This is a genomic window from Ruminococcus sp. 1001136sp1, assembly GCF_039841815.1.
Lineage (GTDB): Bacteria > Bacillota > Clostridia > Lachnospirales > Lachnospiraceae > Blautia_A > Blautia_A faecis.
In genome coordinates, this window is sequence record NZ_JBDPGY010000002.1 from 75,065 (window position 1) to 94,768 (window position 19,704).

Genomic DNA, 19,704 nt, shown 5'->3' on the forward strand with positions numbered 1-19,704 from the left:
GTAGTAAAAGATATTAAGCGAAAGTAAATTGCGTTGTAATTGAAAGCCATAGTGCAAAAGAAATGTTAAGGAGGATAAGAAAATGACAATGATTGATCCGGCAATTGTTCCGCAGAGAACACTTTATACTGGCGCTAAGATGCCAGCTGTTGGAATGGGTACTTTTGGAAGTGACCATGCAGATGCAGACGCAGTTTCTGCTTCTGTTGCAGGTGCACTTCGCGTAGGTTACCGTTCTTTTGATTGTGCTGCATGTTACGGAAATGAAGATATGATCGGAAAGATTTTCGCAGATGCATTTGCAGAAGGTATTGTAAAAAGAGAAGAACTTTTTATTGCCTCCAAAGTATGGAACGATATGCATGGTGACGGAGATGTACTGATTGCCTGTGCGAAGACCTTAAAGGATCTGAAGCTTGACTATCTGGATATGTATTATGTTCACTGGCCATTCCCGAACTATCATGCACCACATTGTGATGTGGATTCCAGAAATCCTGATTCCAAACCGTTTACAGTAGAGCGCTTTATGAAAACCTGGCGCCAGATGGAGCGCCTGGTAGATATGGGTCTGACGAAACATATCGGTATGTCTAATATGACAATCCCGAAACTGGAGGCAGTACTTCCACTTTGCAGAATTAAACCAGCTGCGATCGAGATGGAGCTCCATCCATGCTTCCAGCAGCCGGAGCTGTTTGATTATTGCAGAGCGCATGGTATTGAAGTGGTAGGATTCTGCCCAATTGGTTCTCCTGAACGTCCGGAACGTGATAAAATGCCAGAAGATATTGCGGATATTGAACTGCCAGAGCTGAAAGCAATTGCAGCGGCACATGGTGTACATCCAGCAGTTATCTGCATTAAATGGGCTGTACAGAGAGGTGCTTCCCCAATTCCATTCTCTTTGAAAGAGAAGAATTACACCATGAACCTGAAATGTGTCACGGAAGATCCTCTGACAGAAGAAGAGATGGAAACCATCCGTTCCCTTGATAAGAATAACCGTCTGATCAAAGGCCATGTATTCCTGTGGGAAGGTGCAAAGGACTGGCACGATCTCTGGGATGAGGATGGAGTGATTGTAAAATAATGGTTATAATTTCAAAGATTCTTTGAATATCTTACACAGCAGAAAAGCTGCAGGGTTTATAATGCTTATAACTTTGCAGCTTTTTTTGTTACTAGTACATCGAATATTAAGTAACTGCCATATTGACTTGTCTGATTTCTTCATCTGCTGCGTTGTCGTCGGTCGCCGTAGCCACCGCTACGCCTCTTTCCTCCGCCTTGCATATGAAGAAATCATCCTGCGTCAATATAGCAGATACTTAATTTTCGATGTACTAGTAAACAGTAACCAATGTTTTTTAAACACACTCTGGAATTGTTTGTTTAGTTTGCATGATTTTATGGTATGTGATAATATAATATTTAGCTGAAATTAATAGAATACCATGTGCAAACAGGCACCGGGGGGGAGCCGATGAGGTACATGCTGTGTATAGAAAGGGAAAGCGAAAACTATGTATCGAATTTTACTTGTAGATGATGAGATCCTGGTACGTGACGCCATAAAGGAGAATATTGACTGGAAGTCCATGGATTGCCAGCTTGTAGGAGACTGCGAAAACGGAAAGCAGGCAGCAGATTTTGTGAAGAGCCATCCGGTAGATATTGTTCTCACAGATATTTTGATGCCGTATATGGATGGAATGGAACTGAGCCATTTTCTGCATGATAATTACCCGGAGATCGTAATTGTGATCTTCAGTGGCTTCGGGGAATTTGAATATGCAAAGAAAGCAATTCAGTATAATGTAAGCGAATACATGCTGAAGCCGGTAACTGCTATGGAGCTCAGAGAAGTTATTGGCAAAATGAAAGAAAAAGTAGATCTGCAGAGAAAAGAAAAGAAGAAAATAGAATCCCTCACAAAGACATCTCAGGATTATCACAAAAATGCTCTGGTGATTCGTTCGAAAGCGATTGAATCTCTGGTAAGCTGTACTCGGGATGTGCAGGAGAGCCTGGAGGAATTGTCTGGAATGGGAATTAATCTGGAGGCAGCATCTTATCGGGTTGCGTTATTTGACATGGATCTGTTTTCCGATATTCATCAGATTGATATGGAAAAACGCCAGGAGAGCGCATTAATGGCTTTTGTTTTATTTAATGTTGCAGATGAGATCGTGACAGATCGTAATGCAGGAATTGCCTATCAGGAAGGAAATAACCGGGTGTGTATCCTCTTTATGGGAAACCGCAGCAGGGAGTTTTCCAGAGAAATACAGGAAATCTGTCAGGAAATCCAGAAAAAAGTAAAAGAAGTGATCGGCATTGAAGCTTCAGCAGGAATTGGGGGCTGGGTAAGGAATCCCGGAGATACGATCCAGTCTCATAACCAGGCTGAGAAGGCGATTGAACTGCGCTATTTACTGGGCGGAAATCTGCTCATTGATACAGAAACACTGAATCCGGAGAGAAGTATTTCTTTGCAGCAGCCATTAAGCGATATGGTAGATGGAATCAAGAAAGGCAATGAAGCTGAGATGAATCAGGCTCTTTCTGTTATGAAATCTGAGATCAAAAAGGCCAGAGTGGATAAAAGTCAGGCCTGTGTCTGCCTTCAGATGATTCTGCGCCATGCAGGAAGCTGCTGGGAAGCTCTTTCTTCTGAGAATGAAGATCTGTTCCACAAAAGAGAAATTCTCATGGGACGGGTAACCGAACAGAAAACTTTTAAGGAAGCTTTTAAAATGGCAGAGGACTATGTTCACGAGGTATTCGAAAGGTGCTCTTCCCTGAACAGCTCCAGCGGTCAGAAGCAGGCGGTACTTGCTATGGAATATATTCGCCAGCATTACAATGAGCCGGAATTAGGATTGAATGATATCTGCTCCTATCTGAATATTGGTACAAGCTATTTCAGTACTATTTTTAAGGAAGCCACAGGAGGCACTTTCCTGGAATTCCTCAGTAAGACCCGTATGGAAAAGGCAAAGGAACTCCTGGAACAGACTGCACTTAAGAACTATGAGATTGCGGAGAAGGTGGGCTTTTCAGATCCCCATTATTTTGGAATTTCTTTTAAGAAAATGACAGGTAAGACTCCTACCGAGTATGCGAGGGAAAAAAGATCCATATGAAAAGAAAAGTACTGACGGCAGCCGGCATATGTATTGGAATTTTGATTCTTACAGAAGGCAGCAGGTATTTTGTTCAGAATCAGAAATGCCAGAAGCAGCTGTTTGCGATGGACACCTATATGGAGTTTACCGCATATGGTAAAAACAGCGAAAAAGCTGTAGATGCAGCTATAGAAGAAGTACAGAAACTGGATGCGATGTTATCAGCAGAAAACAGTAAAAGTGAAGTATATGCCTTAAACGAACAGGGAAATCTGCAGGCAACAGATGATCTGGCAGAACTGATCCTCCGGGGAAAAGAGATTTATCAGGAGACAGACGGACTTTTTGACGATACGATTTATCCGGTGATGAAGCTATGGGGATTTCCCACAGGTAATTATCATGTGCCTACAGCTGCAGAAGTACAAAAAAAACTGGCACTGGTGGATGGAAATAAAGTAGAAATACAGACCCGGGACTCTGATGAAAAGGGCAGGGACAGCAAAGAAAAAGCAAAGTTTGTAACGCTTGGAGCAGATCAGCAGATTGATTTTGGAGGAATTGCAAAAGGATATACAGGGCAGAAGCTGGCAGAACTTTTTCAGGAATATGGCGTTTCTTCCGCATTGGTTTCTCTTGGAGGAAACATTCTGGCGATAGGGACGAAGCCAGACGGCAGCAGCTGGAAAGTGGGAATACGTGATCCAAAAGGCGGACAGCAGGATTATATTGGTGTTTTATCTGTGGAAAATCAGGCCGTAATTACTTCTGGCGGTTATGAGCGGTATTTTGAAGAAGATGGGAAGACCTATATTCATATCATCAATCCCAGGACAGGATATCCGGCAGATGGAGATCTGCTGTCTGTGACAATCGTATCAAGGGATGGTACACTTGCAGATGGAATGTCCACGGCTCTTTATATCATGGGTTATGAGAAAGCTTGTCAATTCTGGCGGCAGCGCAGGGAAGAATTCAATGTGATCCTGGTAACAGATGATGGGAAGATTCATATTTCAGAGAATCTTAAGGAAAATTTTCAGACAGAATGTGATCTGGAAATGATTGAATCCGGAAGTGAATAATTGCAGCTATAAAAGAGTTGTTGACAGCAGGTGAATTATTTCTGCAGAAATCAGTAATGAAAGGTATGAAAAATAAAAAGTTGAAATGAATGAGAAAAATGCAAGGGAGAGCAGCCTATGAATGAAAACAAAAGAGAGCGAAAATTTCTTAAAGGCTTTAAAAGTATTCAAAGCACTATATTTGTGGCTGTTTCTGCTCTGGTTCTCTGTGCGGTGCTTGCAGCGACTGCAGTATCAGTAAGATATACGAATTCTACAGTTTATGAGAACTCTGCCATTTATACCCAGACAATTATACATCAGCTGAATCAGAATGTTGATTCATATATTACATATATGGATAATATTGCCTCAGTTATTGCAAAAAGCCAGGATGCGTATCAGCTATTGTACCAGCGCATCGGTGAGGATGAGGCTGTAAAAGAAGGACACAGGAAACGTCTCCTGGAACAATTTAGTACGATATTGAAAGGCCGTGATGACATCTGCAATATTGGAATCGTGCAAAAAGATGGAGTTATGCTTATAAACAGCGGATATCAGGCCACCAATCCGGATCTGGATCTTTCCACTCAGGAGTGGTACACCAATGCGGTAGATAACTACAATCAGTATTGTCTCAGTTCTTCCCATGTCCAGCATGTGATCAAGGGGCAGCGTCCGTGGGTGATTACTTTAAGCCGCGAAGTCCACAATTTCTATGGCACGGGAAACAGTGACGGTGTTGTATTTATTGACTTGAATTACAGCGCTATCAGTGAGCTCTGTGACCAGAACAGCATTGGGGATAAGGGTTATGTATTTATTCTGGATCAGAATGGGAACATCGTTTATCATCCAAGCCAGCAGCAGCTGTATAATGAGCTTCAGACGGAGAACATTGATATTGTTATGAATGCCGACACAGATACGGTAGTAACAGGAGAGGGAGATGACGAAAAAATCTATACACTTGCCCGCTCTGAGATAACTGGCTGGACGATTGTTGGCTGCATGAACATGGCAGAGCTTTTAAAGAGCAGCAAAGAGGCCAATAACATATATGTAATGACGGCCATTGTGCTGGTTGTGATTGCCATGCTTATTTCCAGCTTTATTGCCAGAAGCATAACTCTTCCGATTCAGAAGCTTCGTGATTCTATGGAAAGGGTTCAGGAAGGAGATTTCAAGGCAGCAGATGATCTGGTTATACCTTCCCAGAATGAAATTGGAAGTCTTACCACATCATTCAATGTGATGACCCACAAGATTGAAGATCTGATGGCACAGAATGTCCACGAACAGGAACTGAAGCGAAAGAGTGAACTGAAAGCTCTTCAGTCCCAGATCAATCCCCACTTTCTTTATAATACGCTGGATTCCATTATCTGGATGGCGGAAGGGAAGAAATATGAAGATGTAGTACTGATGACCGCTTCTCTGGCACGGCTCTTGCGGCAAAGTATCAGCAACGAAGATGAAACGGTCCTCATCGGCCAGGAAATCCAGTATGTAAAGAGTTATCTCACCATTCAGAAAATGCGCTATAAGGATAAACTGGAATTTGAGATCAATGTGGATCCATCTATTAACAGTGTGCATATAGTGAAACTTGTACTTCAGCCAATTGTGGAAAATGCAATTTATCATGGTCTTAAATATAAGGAATCAAAAGGGATGCTTACTGTTAACGGATACCAGAAAGATGAAAATGCAGTTATCGAAATAGCAGATGACGGTGTGGGAATGGATGCGGAGACCCTGAACCGGATTTTTGAGAAGCATAAAGTCAATTATCGTTCTAATGGTGTCGGTGTATACAACGTTCAAAGACGTCTCAGTATGTACTATGGAAAGGAATATGGTCTGAGCTATAAAAGTGAAAAAGGAAAAGGTACGACTGTTACAGTGGTAATTCCGATCGAGCAGGAGGAACATCATGAAAAAGCGTAAACAATGGCTTATGCTTGTATGCATAGCGCTGGCGGTGTGTCTGGTTTCCGGAGGAATGCTTCATATTCGTCAAAAAAATAATAACAAAAAGTGGTCATTAATTTACATACCGAAAACAGAGGATGGAACCAATGACTTCTGGACCTCCCTGATTTCAGGGACAAGAATGGCGGCGCAGGAATGCGGTGCAGAACTGGAAGTGCTGGCACCGGAGAGAGAACAGGATGTGGAGGTACAGAATAAACTTCTGGAAGAGGCCATTGAGAAAAATCCGGATGCAATATTGTTTTCCCCTTCCAGCTTTGATGCTTCCGATGAATTATTGCAGAAGGCAAAAGATAAGGGAATCAAGATCACATTTATAGATTCCTATACAGAAAGCAATATTCAGGATATGACAGTTGCCACAGATAACCTGGAAGCAGGAAAGCAACTGGGGGAATATGCCAGAACTTTTTTAAATAAGGATTCCCAGATTGCAATTGTAAGCCATGTAAAAGGTGTTTCCACTGCAATCGAAAGAGAACAGGGCTTTCGGGAAGGTCTGGGGGATTATAATAAGAATGTTGTAGACGTAGTATATTGTAATTCCCAGTTTGATAAGGCTTCCCAGCTTACAGAAGAACTGATGGAGAAATATCCGAATCTTGAAATGATTGCAGGAATGAATGAATATTCCTCTGTAGGCGCAGCACGGGCGGTACAGAAACATGATATGGAAGACCGAATCCAGGTAGTGGGGGTAGACAGCTCCCAGGAAGCGGTTCAGCTTATGGAAAAGGGTGTCTTCAAGGGAATTGTTGTGCAGAAAGCGTTTAAGATGGGCTATCTGGGTGTAACGGAGACTGTGCGTATGCTGCAGGGCAAACCTTACGATGAGAATGTAAATTCCGGCTGTCAGCTTGTAACTCCGGAGAATATGTATTCCAGCGAAATCGAAAAGCTGATCTTCCCATTTAATACCATAAAACAGACTTTGTAGCTGTTCTGTATCTTCACAGCTGCACGTTTTGCAGAAGAGTTACCCGATTTATGCTGTACCAGATCTTTTTAATATACTCTGTCAGATAAAATGAGACCTCAGGTTCGATCCTTTTGCGTTTCTTACGTATGAAAAGGATTGAATTTGAGGTTTTTTGATTTTACACGGTAAAGTGTTAGTGCATATTTCACATAAAAGGTTAAAAATTTATGACCATACCGTAAATATTTAACCTTTTTCTGGAAAATATTCTATTACAATTGTGCAGAATTCAAGGTATTATATAGAAAACGCAGAGAGTGCAAAAAGTTATTGCTCAGGAAGAGTGAGGTAAACCTGGACAATAACAAAAAATCAAGGAGGGTGAAAAGTTGGAAAAGTTAAAACAAAATCCAATTGTGAAAAAGCTCGGCCTGAACAGAATCATGCTTGTTTGTATTCTTGTTCTTATGTTCGTAGTTTTCAAGGTAGTACTCGGAAGTAAATTCCCTGTTGGCGACAGTATCAAATCTACTTTGAACTATGTATACTTCCTGGGCTTTTTATCACTTGGAGTAACATTTGTAATTGCTACAGGAGGAATTGATTTCTCCATCGGACCGGTTATGTTCTGCTGTGCACTGGTTTCCGGTTACTGCATGACTTCTTATGGAGTTCCCTGTGCAGCTGCCATGGTTCTGTGTGTGCTCATTGGTCTTGCATTTGGTATATTTAATGGATGGCTGGTTTCTTATATGTCAGTTCCGCCATTTATCGTATCCATGGCTTCCATGAACATTGCAAAAGGTATTGCTTCTGTATTTACCAAGACACAGTCAGTCAGCTGGCCGCAGAGTTCTGATCCGGTAAACGGATGGTTCCGTAATATCGCATCTTATAATGGATTCCCGGTTGGTCTTGTGATCTTCCTTGGAATGGCAGTGGTTTGCGGTATTGTTCTTTACAATACAAAGCCAGGACGTTATATCCTTTGTCTTGGATCTAACAGCGAGGCAGTTCGTCTTTCTGGTGTCAATACCAGAAAATGGAGAATGCTTGCATATGTGATCTGTGGATTCCTGGTAGGAATCGGAGCACTGTTCTTTGTTGCTACTTATACAACCGTTCAGCCAGGATATGGCGATCAGTATAACAACGAGGCAATTGCAGGCTGTGTAATGGGTGGTACATCCATGGTTGGTGGACTTGCTTCCATCGGCGGTACTGTGATCGGTGTATTTATCATCTCTCTTCTTCAGCAGGGAATCATGGCATTTGGTCTTGGCAAAGGACAGCAGATGATTATTACAGGTATCATTGTTATTGTAGCAGTTTACGCTGACGTTTCTGCAAGACGCAGAAAGAACTGATCATAAGGGAGGATTCGACAATGGGTGAAGTTATTTTAACTATGAAGGATATTGATAAGTCCTTTCCTGGAGTTCATGCCCTGGATCATGTTAATTTCGAAGTGAAACGCGGTGAAGTACATGCACTTATGGGAGAGAACGGAGCCGGAAAGTCCACACTGATGAAGGTACTTACCGGTATTTACCAGAAGGATTCCGGAACAATTACATATAAAGGCAAAGAGACAGAATTTCACAATACCCGTGAAGCTCAGGATGCCGGAGTGGTAATCGTACATCAGGAATTAAATATGATCGGAGATCTGACTGTTGCACAGAACATCTTTATCGGACGTGAACCGAAGAAGGGAATCCGTGTAGACGACAAGAAGATGATCGAAGATTCCAGGAAATTATTTCAGGATCTGAATATTGAGATTGATCCGAGAGAAAAAATGAGTAATCTTACTGTTGGTAAGCAGCAGATGTGTGAGATTGCAAAGGCTATTTCCCACAAAGCTGAGGTGATCATTTTTGATGAGCCGTCAGCAGCTCTTACTGAGAAGGAGATTGCGGATTTATTTGAAATCATCAAAGACCTTCGTAAGAAGAATCTTGGTATTGTATACATCTCACACCGTATGGATGAGATCAAGGTCATCACAGACCGTGTAACTGTCATGCGAGATGGTGGCTATGTTGGAACCCTGATCACAGCAGACAGTACAAAAGAAGATATTATCAACATGATGGTTGGTCGTGTTATTTACGAAGATCCGAAGGATCATAGCATGGTTGCGCCAGATGCCCCGGTTGTTTTGAAGGTAGAGCATCTGAACGCAGGCAAGATGGTTCAGGATGTAAGCTTCGAGCTTCGTAAAGGTGAAATCCTTGGCTTCTCAGGCTTGATGGGAGCAGGACGTACCGAGACAGCCAGAGCACTGTTTGGGGCAGATCCGAAACAGAGCGGTAAGATTTCCATTATGGGTAAAGATGGACAGCTCCATGAAGTAACCATCAACAGCCCACAGGATGCTGTTAAATATGGTATCGGTTATCTGTCTGAGGACAGAAGAAGATATGGAGTTGTTGTTCAGAAATCTGTAACAGAGAATACAACCCTGGCTACCATGGAAGAATATTGCAACGGTTTATTCATCAACAAAGCCAAAGAGAAAAAAGTTACAGAGAGATATGTAAAAGAGCTTGCAACCAAGACTCCTTCTACAGACCAGCTGGTAGTGAATCTTTCCGGTGGTAACCAGCAGAAGGTAGTTATTGCAAAATGGCTTACTCGTGACAGTGAGATCCTGATTTTCGATGAGCCTACAAGAGGTATCGACGTTGGTGCGAAGAACGAGATCTACAAGTTAATGAGCAAGCTTGCAGCAGAAGGAAAATCTATTATTATGATTTCCTCTGAAATGACCGAGATTCTCCGAATGAGTGACCGAATCATCGTTATGTGTGAAGGTAAGGTGACAGGAAATATTGATATTTCTGAAGCTACACAGGAACACATCATGAATAAGGCGACACGGAATATCGATTAAGGAGGACGTCATGACTAAGAAGAAAAAAAGTATTTTAAGTGATCAGAGATTTATTGTTTTGCTGGTTATCATTGCACTGTCTGCTGTTTTCTCCTTTATGAGTAAGGAGTTCAGACAGTACACCACAATCCTGAGTATGCTGGATTTCTCATATTATGACCTTCTGATGGCAATCGGTGTTACATTCCCGCTTATCACAGGCGGTGTAGACCTGTCAATCGGAACTGGTATGGTATGTTACGCATTGATCGGCGGAACACTTGTAAGAAGCAACAATGTTCCAGTAGTAGTAGCAATGCTGCTCTGTGTAGTGCTTGGAATTGCAATCGGCGCATTGAACGGTGTTCTCATTGGTATCATGAACCTGCCGCCATTCCTTGCTACTCTTTGTACCTGTATGATTACCCGTGGTGCTGGTTCTCTTTGCAGTGCTACACCATGGCCAACACTGAATCAGCCAGGCGGATGGTTCCATTCCATCTTTAAACTGACAATCGGACAGGGAAGAAGCGCTTCCCGTTACCCGCTCGGTTTCCTTTGGATGATCCTTCTGGTAATCCTGATGGAGTTCGTTCTGAATCATACAAAATTCGGACGTTACACCATCGCAATCGGTTCCAACAAAGAAGCAGCAGCTCTTTCCGGAATCAATGTTAAGTTTTACCATGTAATGGTATACGTAGTTTGCGGTCTGTTTACCGGACTTGCAGCTATCGCATACGCAGCAGTAACTCCTACTGTACAGCCTGGTACTGGTGCCGGACTTGAGATGGACGCAATCGGCGGTGTATTCGTTGGTGGTGTTGCAGCTTCCGGTGGTTATGGATCTGTAGTAGGAACTCTGGTAGGTATTTTCGTAATCATGCTGTTAAAGACAGGTCTTCCATATGTCGGTCTGCAGGCAAACTGGCAGCAGATCATCACAGGTGTTGTATTGATCGTTGCAGTATTGATCGATATCCTGAAAGAGAAAAAAAGTGCACACTAATAACTGAAACATACAGGCTGGCTTACAGACAGTCAGCCTGAAGAAAAGCAAAATTCTGTTTATAAGCAGAACAGCTGGTAAACAGCAACAATTTCATAACGGATGTGAAGCGTCGGAGAGTGTAGCGACGTATCATCATAAAAAACTATATAATTTTTTATTTCAAGGAGGAAGTAGTAAATGAAAGCAAAGAAAGTTATGGCATTAGTACTCTGTGCAGCAATGGTATCTGGTTTAGCAGCAACAACTGTTATGGCAGCTCCGGAAGATCAGTTTGAAGGACTTACAGCTAACGAAGCTTATGAGTTCCCAATGATGGTTAAATCCTTCCAGTCTACATACTGGGAAGCAGCTATGAAAGGTATGGACAAAGCTGCTGAAGAATTAGGTGTTACCTATACAGCACAGGGACCAAACAGTGAGTCCGATATCGCTGACCAGGTTAACATGATCAATACAGCTATCGCAGCTAATCCTGTTGGATTAGGACTTGCAGCTTGTGATACATCTTCTGTTCAGGAAGCTCTTCAGACATGTGTTGACAAAGGAATCCCGGTTGTTACATTTGATACAGGTATCGCTGATGCTCCGGAAGGATCTGTAGTTTGCGAAGTCTGCACAGACAACAATCAGGCTGGTTCTGTAGCAGCTGAGAACATGTATCCGGCAATCAAAGACGTTATCGCTAACGCTGACGGACAGGTTATCATCGGTGAGGTTAACCAGGATGCTACAGCTCTTAACATCCAGCAGCGTGGTACAGGATTCATCAATAAGATGATCGAGCTGATTAAAGCTGATGGAAAAACAGTAGCAGTTAAAGGTAATGAGTTCTATGTAAACGCAGCAGAAGGTGCTGACGCTGAAGAAGCTGACGCAGACGTTGTTATCCAGGTTGCAGTTCCGGCACAGACAACTGTAGAGCTTTGCTCCACAGAGGCTCAGGCTATCCTTTCCCAGGAAAACTGTATCGCAATCTTCGGTTCCAACCAGGTTGCAGCAGAGGGTGTTCTTGCAGCTAACGCTAACCTGAACGTTCTTGGTTCTGACGCAGCTAACGGTGATGTTATCGGTGTTGGTTTCGACGCTGGTTCTATCATTAAAGCAGCTGTAACAGATGGCACATTCCTTGGTGCAGTTACACAGTCTCCTCTGATGATGGGATATTATGCAATCTACGCTCTGACAGCAGCTGCTAACGGAGCTGAGCTTGAGGATGTTCCTACAGCTGGTTACTGGTATGATTCTACAAACATCGACGCTGAAGACATCGCTCCAAACCTTTATGACTAATTAAAAAGTAAAGAGACGATACAACGTCCAATGTTTGCAGGTTTATAAACTGTGAATGAAACAGACCCCTGGGGCATTGCCCCGGGGGTTTTCTGGGTGAAAGAGGAATTATTGCAGCACGGAAAATATTGTCACTATCTTCCAGATACTTTATGTGAGAGGATTTTTGTGAATATAGTGGACAGAACATTCTGTTTGCAAATAAGGACACTTTTTTAGACAAACAAGGTTCTTATTTATTGATGAATATTATAGTACTATGATATCATCAATTAGAAAAGCCGCTGTATGAGGAATATCAGGATTGGTACGTTATTGTGTTACTGTTCACTGGTAACGTTCCGCGAGGCGTTTTTTGTGAACAAAGTTCACAGAAAACCCGAGAATTGCGGTGCGAAATCATGCGAATGCATGATTTCTGTGCATCGCGAAGCGCGTTACTGTGAACGGAGTGAACAGTAACGTTATTGTTTATGGAAAATGTTTGATGAGACATTTGTGTAGGACAATAAGACAGGAACCTTGATATATACAGCGTAATTTTACAATTGAGGAGGTTTCATAAAATGACAAAGTATTATTTAGCAGTAGATATCGGTGCTTCCAGCGGACGTCTGATCCTTGGACATCTTGAGAATGGAAAAATGGAGCTTGAGGAAGTTCATCGTTTTGAGAATGGAATGGTAAAGAAAGACGGCGAGCTTTGCTGGGAGTTTGACAGACTTTTCCAGGAAATTAAGAATGGTCTTAAGAAATGTAAAGAGATCGGCAAGATTCCGGTAAGCATGGGTGTTGATACCTGGGGCGTTGACTTTGTACTGATGGATAAGGACGACAAGGTTCTTGGAAATACAGTTGGATATCGTGATCACAGAAATGAAGGTATGGATGAGGAAGTATATAAGACGATTTCTCTTGAGGATCTTTATGCACGTACCGGTATTCAGAAAGCAATTTTTAACACTGTATATCAGCTGATGGCTGTGAAGACAAAACATCCGGAATATCTGGAACAGGCTGAAACTATGCTTCATGTACCGGATTACTTCCATTATCTTCTTACAGGCAAGAAAACCTGTGAGTATACAGAGGCAACAACAGGTCAGCTGGTAAATGCAGAAACAAAGGACTGGGATTACGAACTGATTGATAAACTTGGATATCCAAGAAAAATGTTCCAGAAATTGATCATGCCTGGTACCAGTGTTGGACACTTTACAGAAGAGGTAAAAGCAGAAGTTGGGTTTGATGTGGAAGTTGTAGCACCGGCTACACATGATACCGGATCCGCAGTTCTTGCAGTTCCTGCAAACGACGACGATTTTATTTATATCAGCTCCGGAACATGGTCATTGATGGGAATTGAAAGAGAAAAAGCTGACTGCTCCAAGAAGAGTTGCGAGATGAACTTTACGAATGAGGGCGGCTATGCAGGAAGATTCCGTTATCTGAAGAATATCATGGGACTTTGGATGATCCAGTCTGTTCGTCATGAATATGATGATAAATATGGATTTGCAGAAATCTGTCAGATGGCAGAGGAAGCGAAAGATTTCCCATCCAGAGTAGATGCAAATGATGAGTGCTTCCTTTCTCCGGAAAGCATGATCGAAGAGGTTAAAGATTACTGCAGAAGAACCGGACAGAAGGTTCCGGAAACTTTAGGAGAAATTGCTACTGTTATTTATACCAGTCTTGCTGAGTGCTATGCAAAGACAGCAAAGGAACTGGAAGAGATGACAGGAAGAACCTTCAGCCGTATCCATGTAGTTGGCGGAGGTTCCAACGCAGGCTATCTTAATGAGCTGACTGCGAGAGCAACAGGAAAAGAGGTTCATGCAGGTCCTGGAGAGGCAACTGCAATCGGTAATATTACTGCTCAGATGTTAAAAGCAGAAGAGTTTAAATCAATCGAAGAGGCTCGTACTACCATTCATGAGTCTTTTGGAATTAAAGTATATCAGGCTTAATGAAAAGTTAAAACAGCCGGGATATACGATCATTTGTATAATGGCATTTGTGGTTACTGTTCACTGGTAACGTTCCGCGAGGTGTTTTTTGTGAACAAAGTTCACAGAAAACCCGAGAATCTCAGCGCGAAGCGCGTTACTGTGAACGGAGTGAACAGTAACCATTTGTGGTTATGAAGCTGTGGCATATGGGCAAACAGATTGTTTCTGAACCTATGAGCAATAAGCGTTATGTCTGCAGCCTGAATCACAGATGCATAATATATCAAATTAAACAGGAGGTACTACTATGTTAGTAAACACAAAAGCAAAAGTTGGTGTATTTTCTATTGCTTTAGGCGCATATCTGCCTCAGTTCCCTTCACTGGTACCAGAGTTTGAGGCTCAGTACGAGGCATTTAAGAAAACAATTCCGGATACCGTAGAAATCATCGATGGAGGAATGGTAACAACAAAAGAACAGTCTATGGCTGCTGGGGATAAATTCCGTGCAGCAGACGTTGATCTCGTTTTCCTTCAGATGTTAACCTACGCTACATCCTACAACATGCTTCCTGCAATCCGTGACCTGAATGTTCCGGTTGTTCTGGTAAATGTTCAGAAGCTGAAAGCTCTGGATTACGATCACACAGACATTGCTACATGGCTCGGCGAAGGATATGCCTGCGGTGCTGTTGGAGAAGCTGTTGCTGACCTTGAGAGAGCTGGAAAGAGACATGCTGTTATCACTGGTGTTGTAGAAGGCGGAGATCCAGATGTTCAGGCTGAGATTGAAGACTGGTGTAAAGCAGCTCAGGTAAGAAGAAGATTCCGTGACACAAATATTGCCCAGATTGGAAGACCTTACCCAGGTATGATGGACCTTTACATTGATGAGACTAACCTGTATAACAGAATGTTCCTTTATACCAAACAGTTTGACTGGGAAAAAATGTGGGCAATTGCGGATGATATCACAGATGAGGATGCAATTCGTGCAAAAGCTCAGGATATTCTGGACACCTTTGATATTGAGGGCGGCGGAACAATTGAGAAAGTATGGGATATGGCAAAATATGTTGTAGCATTTGAGAAATGGGTAAAGGACGAGCATCTTGGAATGATCGCTTCCCATTATGACGGATTTGCACAGGGCAAGGCTGGTGTCCTTGACAGTATGCTGATTCCGGCATTCTCTATGCTGATCAAACAGGGTACTGCATGTGCTGTTGAGGGTGATATGAAGGTTGCCATGGCAATGAGTATTCTGAAGACAATTTCCGGCACAGGCCAGCTTTCCGAGATGTATTCCATTGACTTCAATGATGACATCTGCATTATCGGTCATTCCGGAAGTGGTGATGCCGATATTTCTGATAAGAAACCTACCATGAAGATCGTACCAGTGTTCCATGGCAAAACAGGCGGCGGATATCTGACACAGTTCTATCCATACACAGGTCCGGTTACCTATCTTGCAATCACACAGGATGGAGACGGACGATTCAAATTCGTTGTTGCTGAGGGAATCAATGAGGAAGGACCAATCCTTTCCTTTGGCGATACGAACATGAGAACTCGTTTTACATGTGGTGCAAGAGAGTTTGTAAACCGCTGGAGTGAAGCTGGCCCGACACATCATATGGCAGCTGCAACAGGCAGACATATTGATACCATCCTGAAGGTTGCAAAGATCTTCAATGTACCGGTTGATATTGTAACAAGATAATTTTCAAAGCTGTGCAAATAATAGCAAGAATAAGACCATCTATATGGTTTGTACACATATTCATATTCAGTAAAAGAGAGAGTCGTCAGACTCTCTCTTTTGCTGTAGATGATAAGATTAAACTGCTATTTGTTTTCTACATCCTTCTTTGCCGGAATTCGGATTTGCACTTCAGTTCCTTTTCCTACATCGCTGGAATAAGTCAATCCATAATCTGCGCCATAAAGCACTTGAAGCCGTCTGTGAGTATTATAGATCGCAATATTAGTTCCACCTGAAATACTGGTTCCTTCCCCGGAAAGAATCACGGGCAGTTTATCCGGCGCGATTCCAACTCCGTCATCAGAAATCAGAAGTACAATATCCCCATCCTCCATCCATCCGGTAAGTACAATAGTTCCAGACTTGGAAGTTTTTTCCAGAATGCCGTGAAGTATGGAATTTTCTATAACAGGCTGCAGGGTCAGCTTTGGAATCTGGTATTCCATCAGTTCATCCGGAATATCGGAAATGAAGAAAATGCTGTCATGATAGCGCATATTCTGCAGGTGAACATAGATGGAAACATGTTCTTCTTCCTTGGCGATAGTACTGATTCCCTTTTTGCGACTAAGTGTCAGCTTGTAGAATCTGGAAAGACTTTGCACTGCGTTACAGACCTCAGAGGTACGTCCCTGCTGGGCCATCCAGTTGATCATATCCATGGTATTATAAAGAAAATGGGGATTGATCTGAGCCTGCAGGGAATTAAACTCGGCAATTCGCAGATCCTCAGCAGCCTGGGCCTGTTTTTCCATAAGCTGGTTCATTTTGCGTGTCATATAGTTGTATGTATCAATAAGGTCACCAATTTCATCGTGCGCACTTGGGCTGTCCATAGGGACCGGAGGACCGTGACGGACTGTTCTCATCTGACTGATAACGGAGGAAATTCGCCCTGTAATGGATTTGGACAAGGTACTTGCAAGCAAAAAGGCAAGCACCAGTACCGCAATATAAATGGATAAAAACTGCAAAACCAGGATATTACTCTGATTGATCAGGGGCTGGGAGGGAAGTACCGTCACCATAAACCAGCCTGGCTGTTTGATCCGGTAGAAACCAACGTAAACGGTTTTCCCTAGAATATCCTGCTCCACGAAACTGTTGGAGGACATGTAGGACTCCATGATCTTGTCGTAATCCAGCCAGTAAATTCCGGCGAGAGAATCACTGGAAGCAGAAACCAGGTTGTTACGCTCATTCATAATATAAGATACACTGTCGTCCAGAGTAAGATTCTCAGACAGAATCTGCTGAAAATCATGACCGGAATAATAGACCGCCATATAAGCATCATAAGTTCTGTTGTTATAGATCACAGAAGCATGGGTGATATATGCCTGATTTCCATATGCCTTTTGCTCCTTTGTACCAAGATAGAAGGAGGGACAAAAAAGCTGGGAAACGCGGCTTCCGCGGAAAATACCATACCAGTAGGTTCCACGGATCTGATCGAGAGATAGAAAAGTATCTTTCAGGTCTTCCTTATTTAAAAGTGCATTTATGTCTGAAGGAGAGTCTTTTGGTACCTCCATATAAATTTTGACATTGGTAACAGGTGTACCAGTGATCAGCTGATCTACCTTTTGGGAAAAAGATGCCGCATCCGGGGAATCTGCTAGATCCGTGAAGGAGTCGGTTATGGCATTTTTAAAAAGTGTCTGGTAAAAATCAAGGGAAGAAATTTCTTCACTTACATCCAGGACTTTCTGAATGGATTCTTCTATCAACGGCGCCGTTTCTGCAGACCGGTCCTGTTCCTGGCGGATCGTATAGGAAACTACCATGTCGTAGGCTCTTCCATAAAAAAAGAAGATAATGGCGATCGCAGGAATTGACACGATCAAAAGAAGTACCAGGGTAAACTTGGACTGCAGGTTCAGATCCTGGTACCATTGCTTAAGCTTATGCAAATTATTTCACACTCCTTAAAACTATGCAGATATTTTGGGATACATAAAAGTTTTTTTGTGCGGCGCATGAAACTAACTCATCTTCTCTCGATATTCAGAAGGAGAAAAACCTGTATACTTCTTAAAACTTTTACCGAAATAATTCCCGTCACTGTACCCCACCCGCGAGGAAATATCCGTAATTTTATACCTGGGGTCAGACAGCAGCTGCTTGGCCTTTTCCATTCTGTATTCTGTGAGGTACTGATTTAAAGTCTGACCGGTCTCATTTTTGAAGAAGGTACACACATACGAGGTTGATAAAAATACATGATCACTGATATCTTTCACAGATAAGGTCTCGTTCATATATTTCTGTCCAATGTAATCCTTGATCAGAAAAATAGTAGAATTTTCTTCTTCTGTGCTGGCTGCTGTCTGGAAAAAAATTTCTGTCTTTTTTACCAGCTTCTGGTGCATCTCATTATAGGAAAAAATCTTCTCCAATGTGTCTATTAAATTTTCCTGGGTATCGGATAAGGTTAGCTTCAGCTGACGTGCAGCATTATCCAAAGCACGGAATAATTTGTAATAGAGATCCTTGGCCTGGTTAGGCAGAACATTCTGATTCTGGTTATAATACAGGTACAGATTGTCAAGGAAAGCTTTTGCTTTTTCCTTATTTTTTTCAGTGAGAAGAGTGAGAAATTCATTCTCCGGACTGGCAGAAAGCTCTGCTGCTGTTTCAGAAACAGGTGCCTGATAAAAAGGAGACAGAAAGGTACCTGTGGGGAAAAAGAAGCTGCTCTGCAGGGAAATAACAGCAGAAGTATAGGACTGATAAGCTCTGGAAATGCCTGTAACAGTATCTCCGGCTGCGATGCAGAATCTGGTGCAGCGGGAATACAGACTACAGAAAAATTCTTCAATGCTTTTTCGAACGGCAGCTCCAGGAGAGGAACCAAACAAAAAGTAAACCATATACTGTACACGCTTTTCTGCAAAAATACAATCTATATGGAAGGTTTTTAAAAATTCCTGGACGGACAGAAATATGGCGTTTGCTTCTGAAAGAGGAAACTCCTCCTCGGTATCGGTCTTAAGCACAATTGCAGTAAAGGGAGTGGTATTGCTAATAGACAGAGTCAGCTCATCTATGAGCTGGTCAATACTTTCCTTCGCATGGGCGAAAGGCTGGGTGAGAAGAAGGGCCAGGCGGGAAGCGCTTTCCATGGAATGGATGGACGCATTTTGCCGGGTGCGTTTTTTTTCCAGGCAAAGATCACGGGCTTCCACGATGGCATCCCGGATTTCCACAGGGTTCAGAGGCTTTTCTATATAATTGACGGCTTTTAACTTGATGGCAGCCTTTAGATATTCTTTATCCGAATATCCGCTCATAAAAACAGGAACAATATCAGGAAGAATTTCTTCCAGCCGTTCCAGCATTGCGATTCCATCCAGACGGGGCATACGTACATCGCATAGCACAATGTCCGGTCTGTGTACTCTGGCCACTTCAATTCCGTTTATTCCATCATCCGCCTGAAGAACCTCCCGGATTCCGATGGATTGCCAGTCAATGGAAGAAATTACACCGGTGCGGGTAAGCTCTTCGTCGTCTACGATCAGTAATTTCATAATGAATCTCCGTTATAGGGGCTCTGGAAATTACCGGAGCTCCTGATTAGTGAAAGGACAGTAACTGTGAAAGAAATGAACAGTTATCTGCAAGGTTATAAAAACGTATTAATAAAAATACCACACCCATCATACCACAATTATATCCAAAATACGATA

13 protein-coding genes are annotated in these 19,704 nt (G+C 42.6%); 11 read left to right on the top strand and 2 right to left on the bottom strand.

Features of this window, described 5'->3' with window-relative positions; all coding sequences use genetic code 11:
* Positions 1-82: 82 nt before the first annotated feature.
* The 11 genes from ABHC48_RS02315 (at position 83) to ABHC48_RS02365 (ending at position 15,970) form a co-directional block, all read left to right on the top strand.
* On the top strand, positions 83-1,093 hold the full coding sequence (locus ABHC48_RS02315) for an aldo/keto reductase (RefSeq protein ID WP_118577756.1): 1,011 nt from the start codon (positions 83-85) through the stop codon (positions 1,091-1,093).
* A 433-nt stretch (positions 1,094-1,526) separates the two neighbouring features.
* Positions 1,527-3,149, top strand: coding sequence for a response regulator (locus ABHC48_RS02320; protein WP_173770688.1), 1,623 nt, complete (start codon positions 1,527-1,529; stop codon positions 3,147-3,149).
* Positions 3,146-4,216 (top strand): FAD:protein FMN transferase, encoded by a 1,071-nt coding sequence (locus ABHC48_RS02325; RefSeq protein WP_195699944.1) that lies wholly within the window; start codon positions 3,146-3,148, stop codon positions 4,214-4,216. The genes ABHC48_RS02320 and ABHC48_RS02325 overlap by 4 nt, the downstream gene beginning before the upstream one ends.
* A 117-nt stretch (positions 4,217-4,333) precedes the next feature.
* Positions 4,334-6,148 carry a sensor histidine kinase gene (locus tag ABHC48_RS02330; protein WP_195699943.1) on the top strand — a complete coding sequence of 605 codons (1,815 nt, stop codon included), beginning with the start codon at positions 4,334-4,336 and terminating at the stop codon, positions 6,146-6,148.
* Complete coding sequence (locus ABHC48_RS02335; RefSeq protein WP_195699942.1) at positions 6,135-7,130, top strand: substrate-binding domain-containing protein; 996 nt, start codon at positions 6,135-6,137, stop codon at positions 7,128-7,130. The genes ABHC48_RS02330 and ABHC48_RS02335 overlap by 14 nt, the downstream gene beginning before the upstream one ends.
* A 371-nt stretch (positions 7,131-7,501) precedes the next feature.
* Positions 7,502-8,479, top strand: a complete 978-nt coding sequence (locus ABHC48_RS02340; protein WP_118577750.1) for an ABC transporter permease — start codon at positions 7,502-7,504, stop codon at positions 8,477-8,479.
* Positions 8,480-8,499: 20 nt separating this feature from the next.
* Positions 8,500-10,011, top strand: coding sequence for a sugar ABC transporter ATP-binding protein (locus ABHC48_RS02345; RefSeq protein WP_148461187.1), 1,512 nt, complete (start codon positions 8,500-8,502; stop codon positions 10,009-10,011).
* A gap of 10 nt (positions 10,012-10,021) precedes the next feature.
* Positions 10,022-10,999, top strand: a complete 978-nt coding sequence (locus ABHC48_RS02350) for an ABC transporter permease (RefSeq protein ID WP_118577748.1) — start codon at positions 10,022-10,024, stop codon at positions 10,997-10,999.
* 180 nt (positions 11,000-11,179) lie between these two features.
* Complete coding sequence (locus ABHC48_RS02355; RefSeq protein ID WP_118577747.1) at positions 11,180-12,292, top strand: substrate-binding domain-containing protein; 1,113 nt, start codon at positions 11,180-11,182, stop codon at positions 12,290-12,292.
* Positions 12,293-12,858: 566 nt separating this feature from the next.
* Positions 12,859-14,262, top strand: a complete 1,404-nt coding sequence (gene rhaB, locus ABHC48_RS02360; RefSeq protein WP_118577746.1) for a rhamnulokinase — start codon at positions 12,859-12,861, stop codon at positions 14,260-14,262.
* Between the two features lie 289 nt (positions 14,263-14,551).
* Entirely contained in the window at positions 14,552-15,970 is a 1,419-nt protein-coding gene (locus ABHC48_RS02365) for an arabinose isomerase (protein ID WP_173717089.1), read from the top strand.
* Between the two features lie 125 nt (positions 15,971-16,095).
* Here the strand turns inward: ABHC48_RS02365 and ABHC48_RS02370 are convergent, their stop codons facing one another.
* Both ABHC48_RS02370 and ABHC48_RS02375 read right to left on the bottom strand, forming a co-directional pair.
* Positions 16,096-17,925 (bottom strand): histidine kinase, encoded by a 1,830-nt coding sequence (locus tag ABHC48_RS02370; RefSeq protein ID WP_195379219.1) that lies wholly within the window; start codon positions 17,923-17,925, stop codon positions 16,096-16,098.
* Positions 17,926-17,997: 72 nt separating this feature from the next.
* Entirely contained in the window at positions 17,998-19,545 is a 1,548-nt protein-coding gene (locus ABHC48_RS02375; RefSeq protein WP_195379220.1) for a response regulator, read from the bottom strand.
* Between the last annotated feature and the right edge of the window lie 159 nt (positions 19,546-19,704).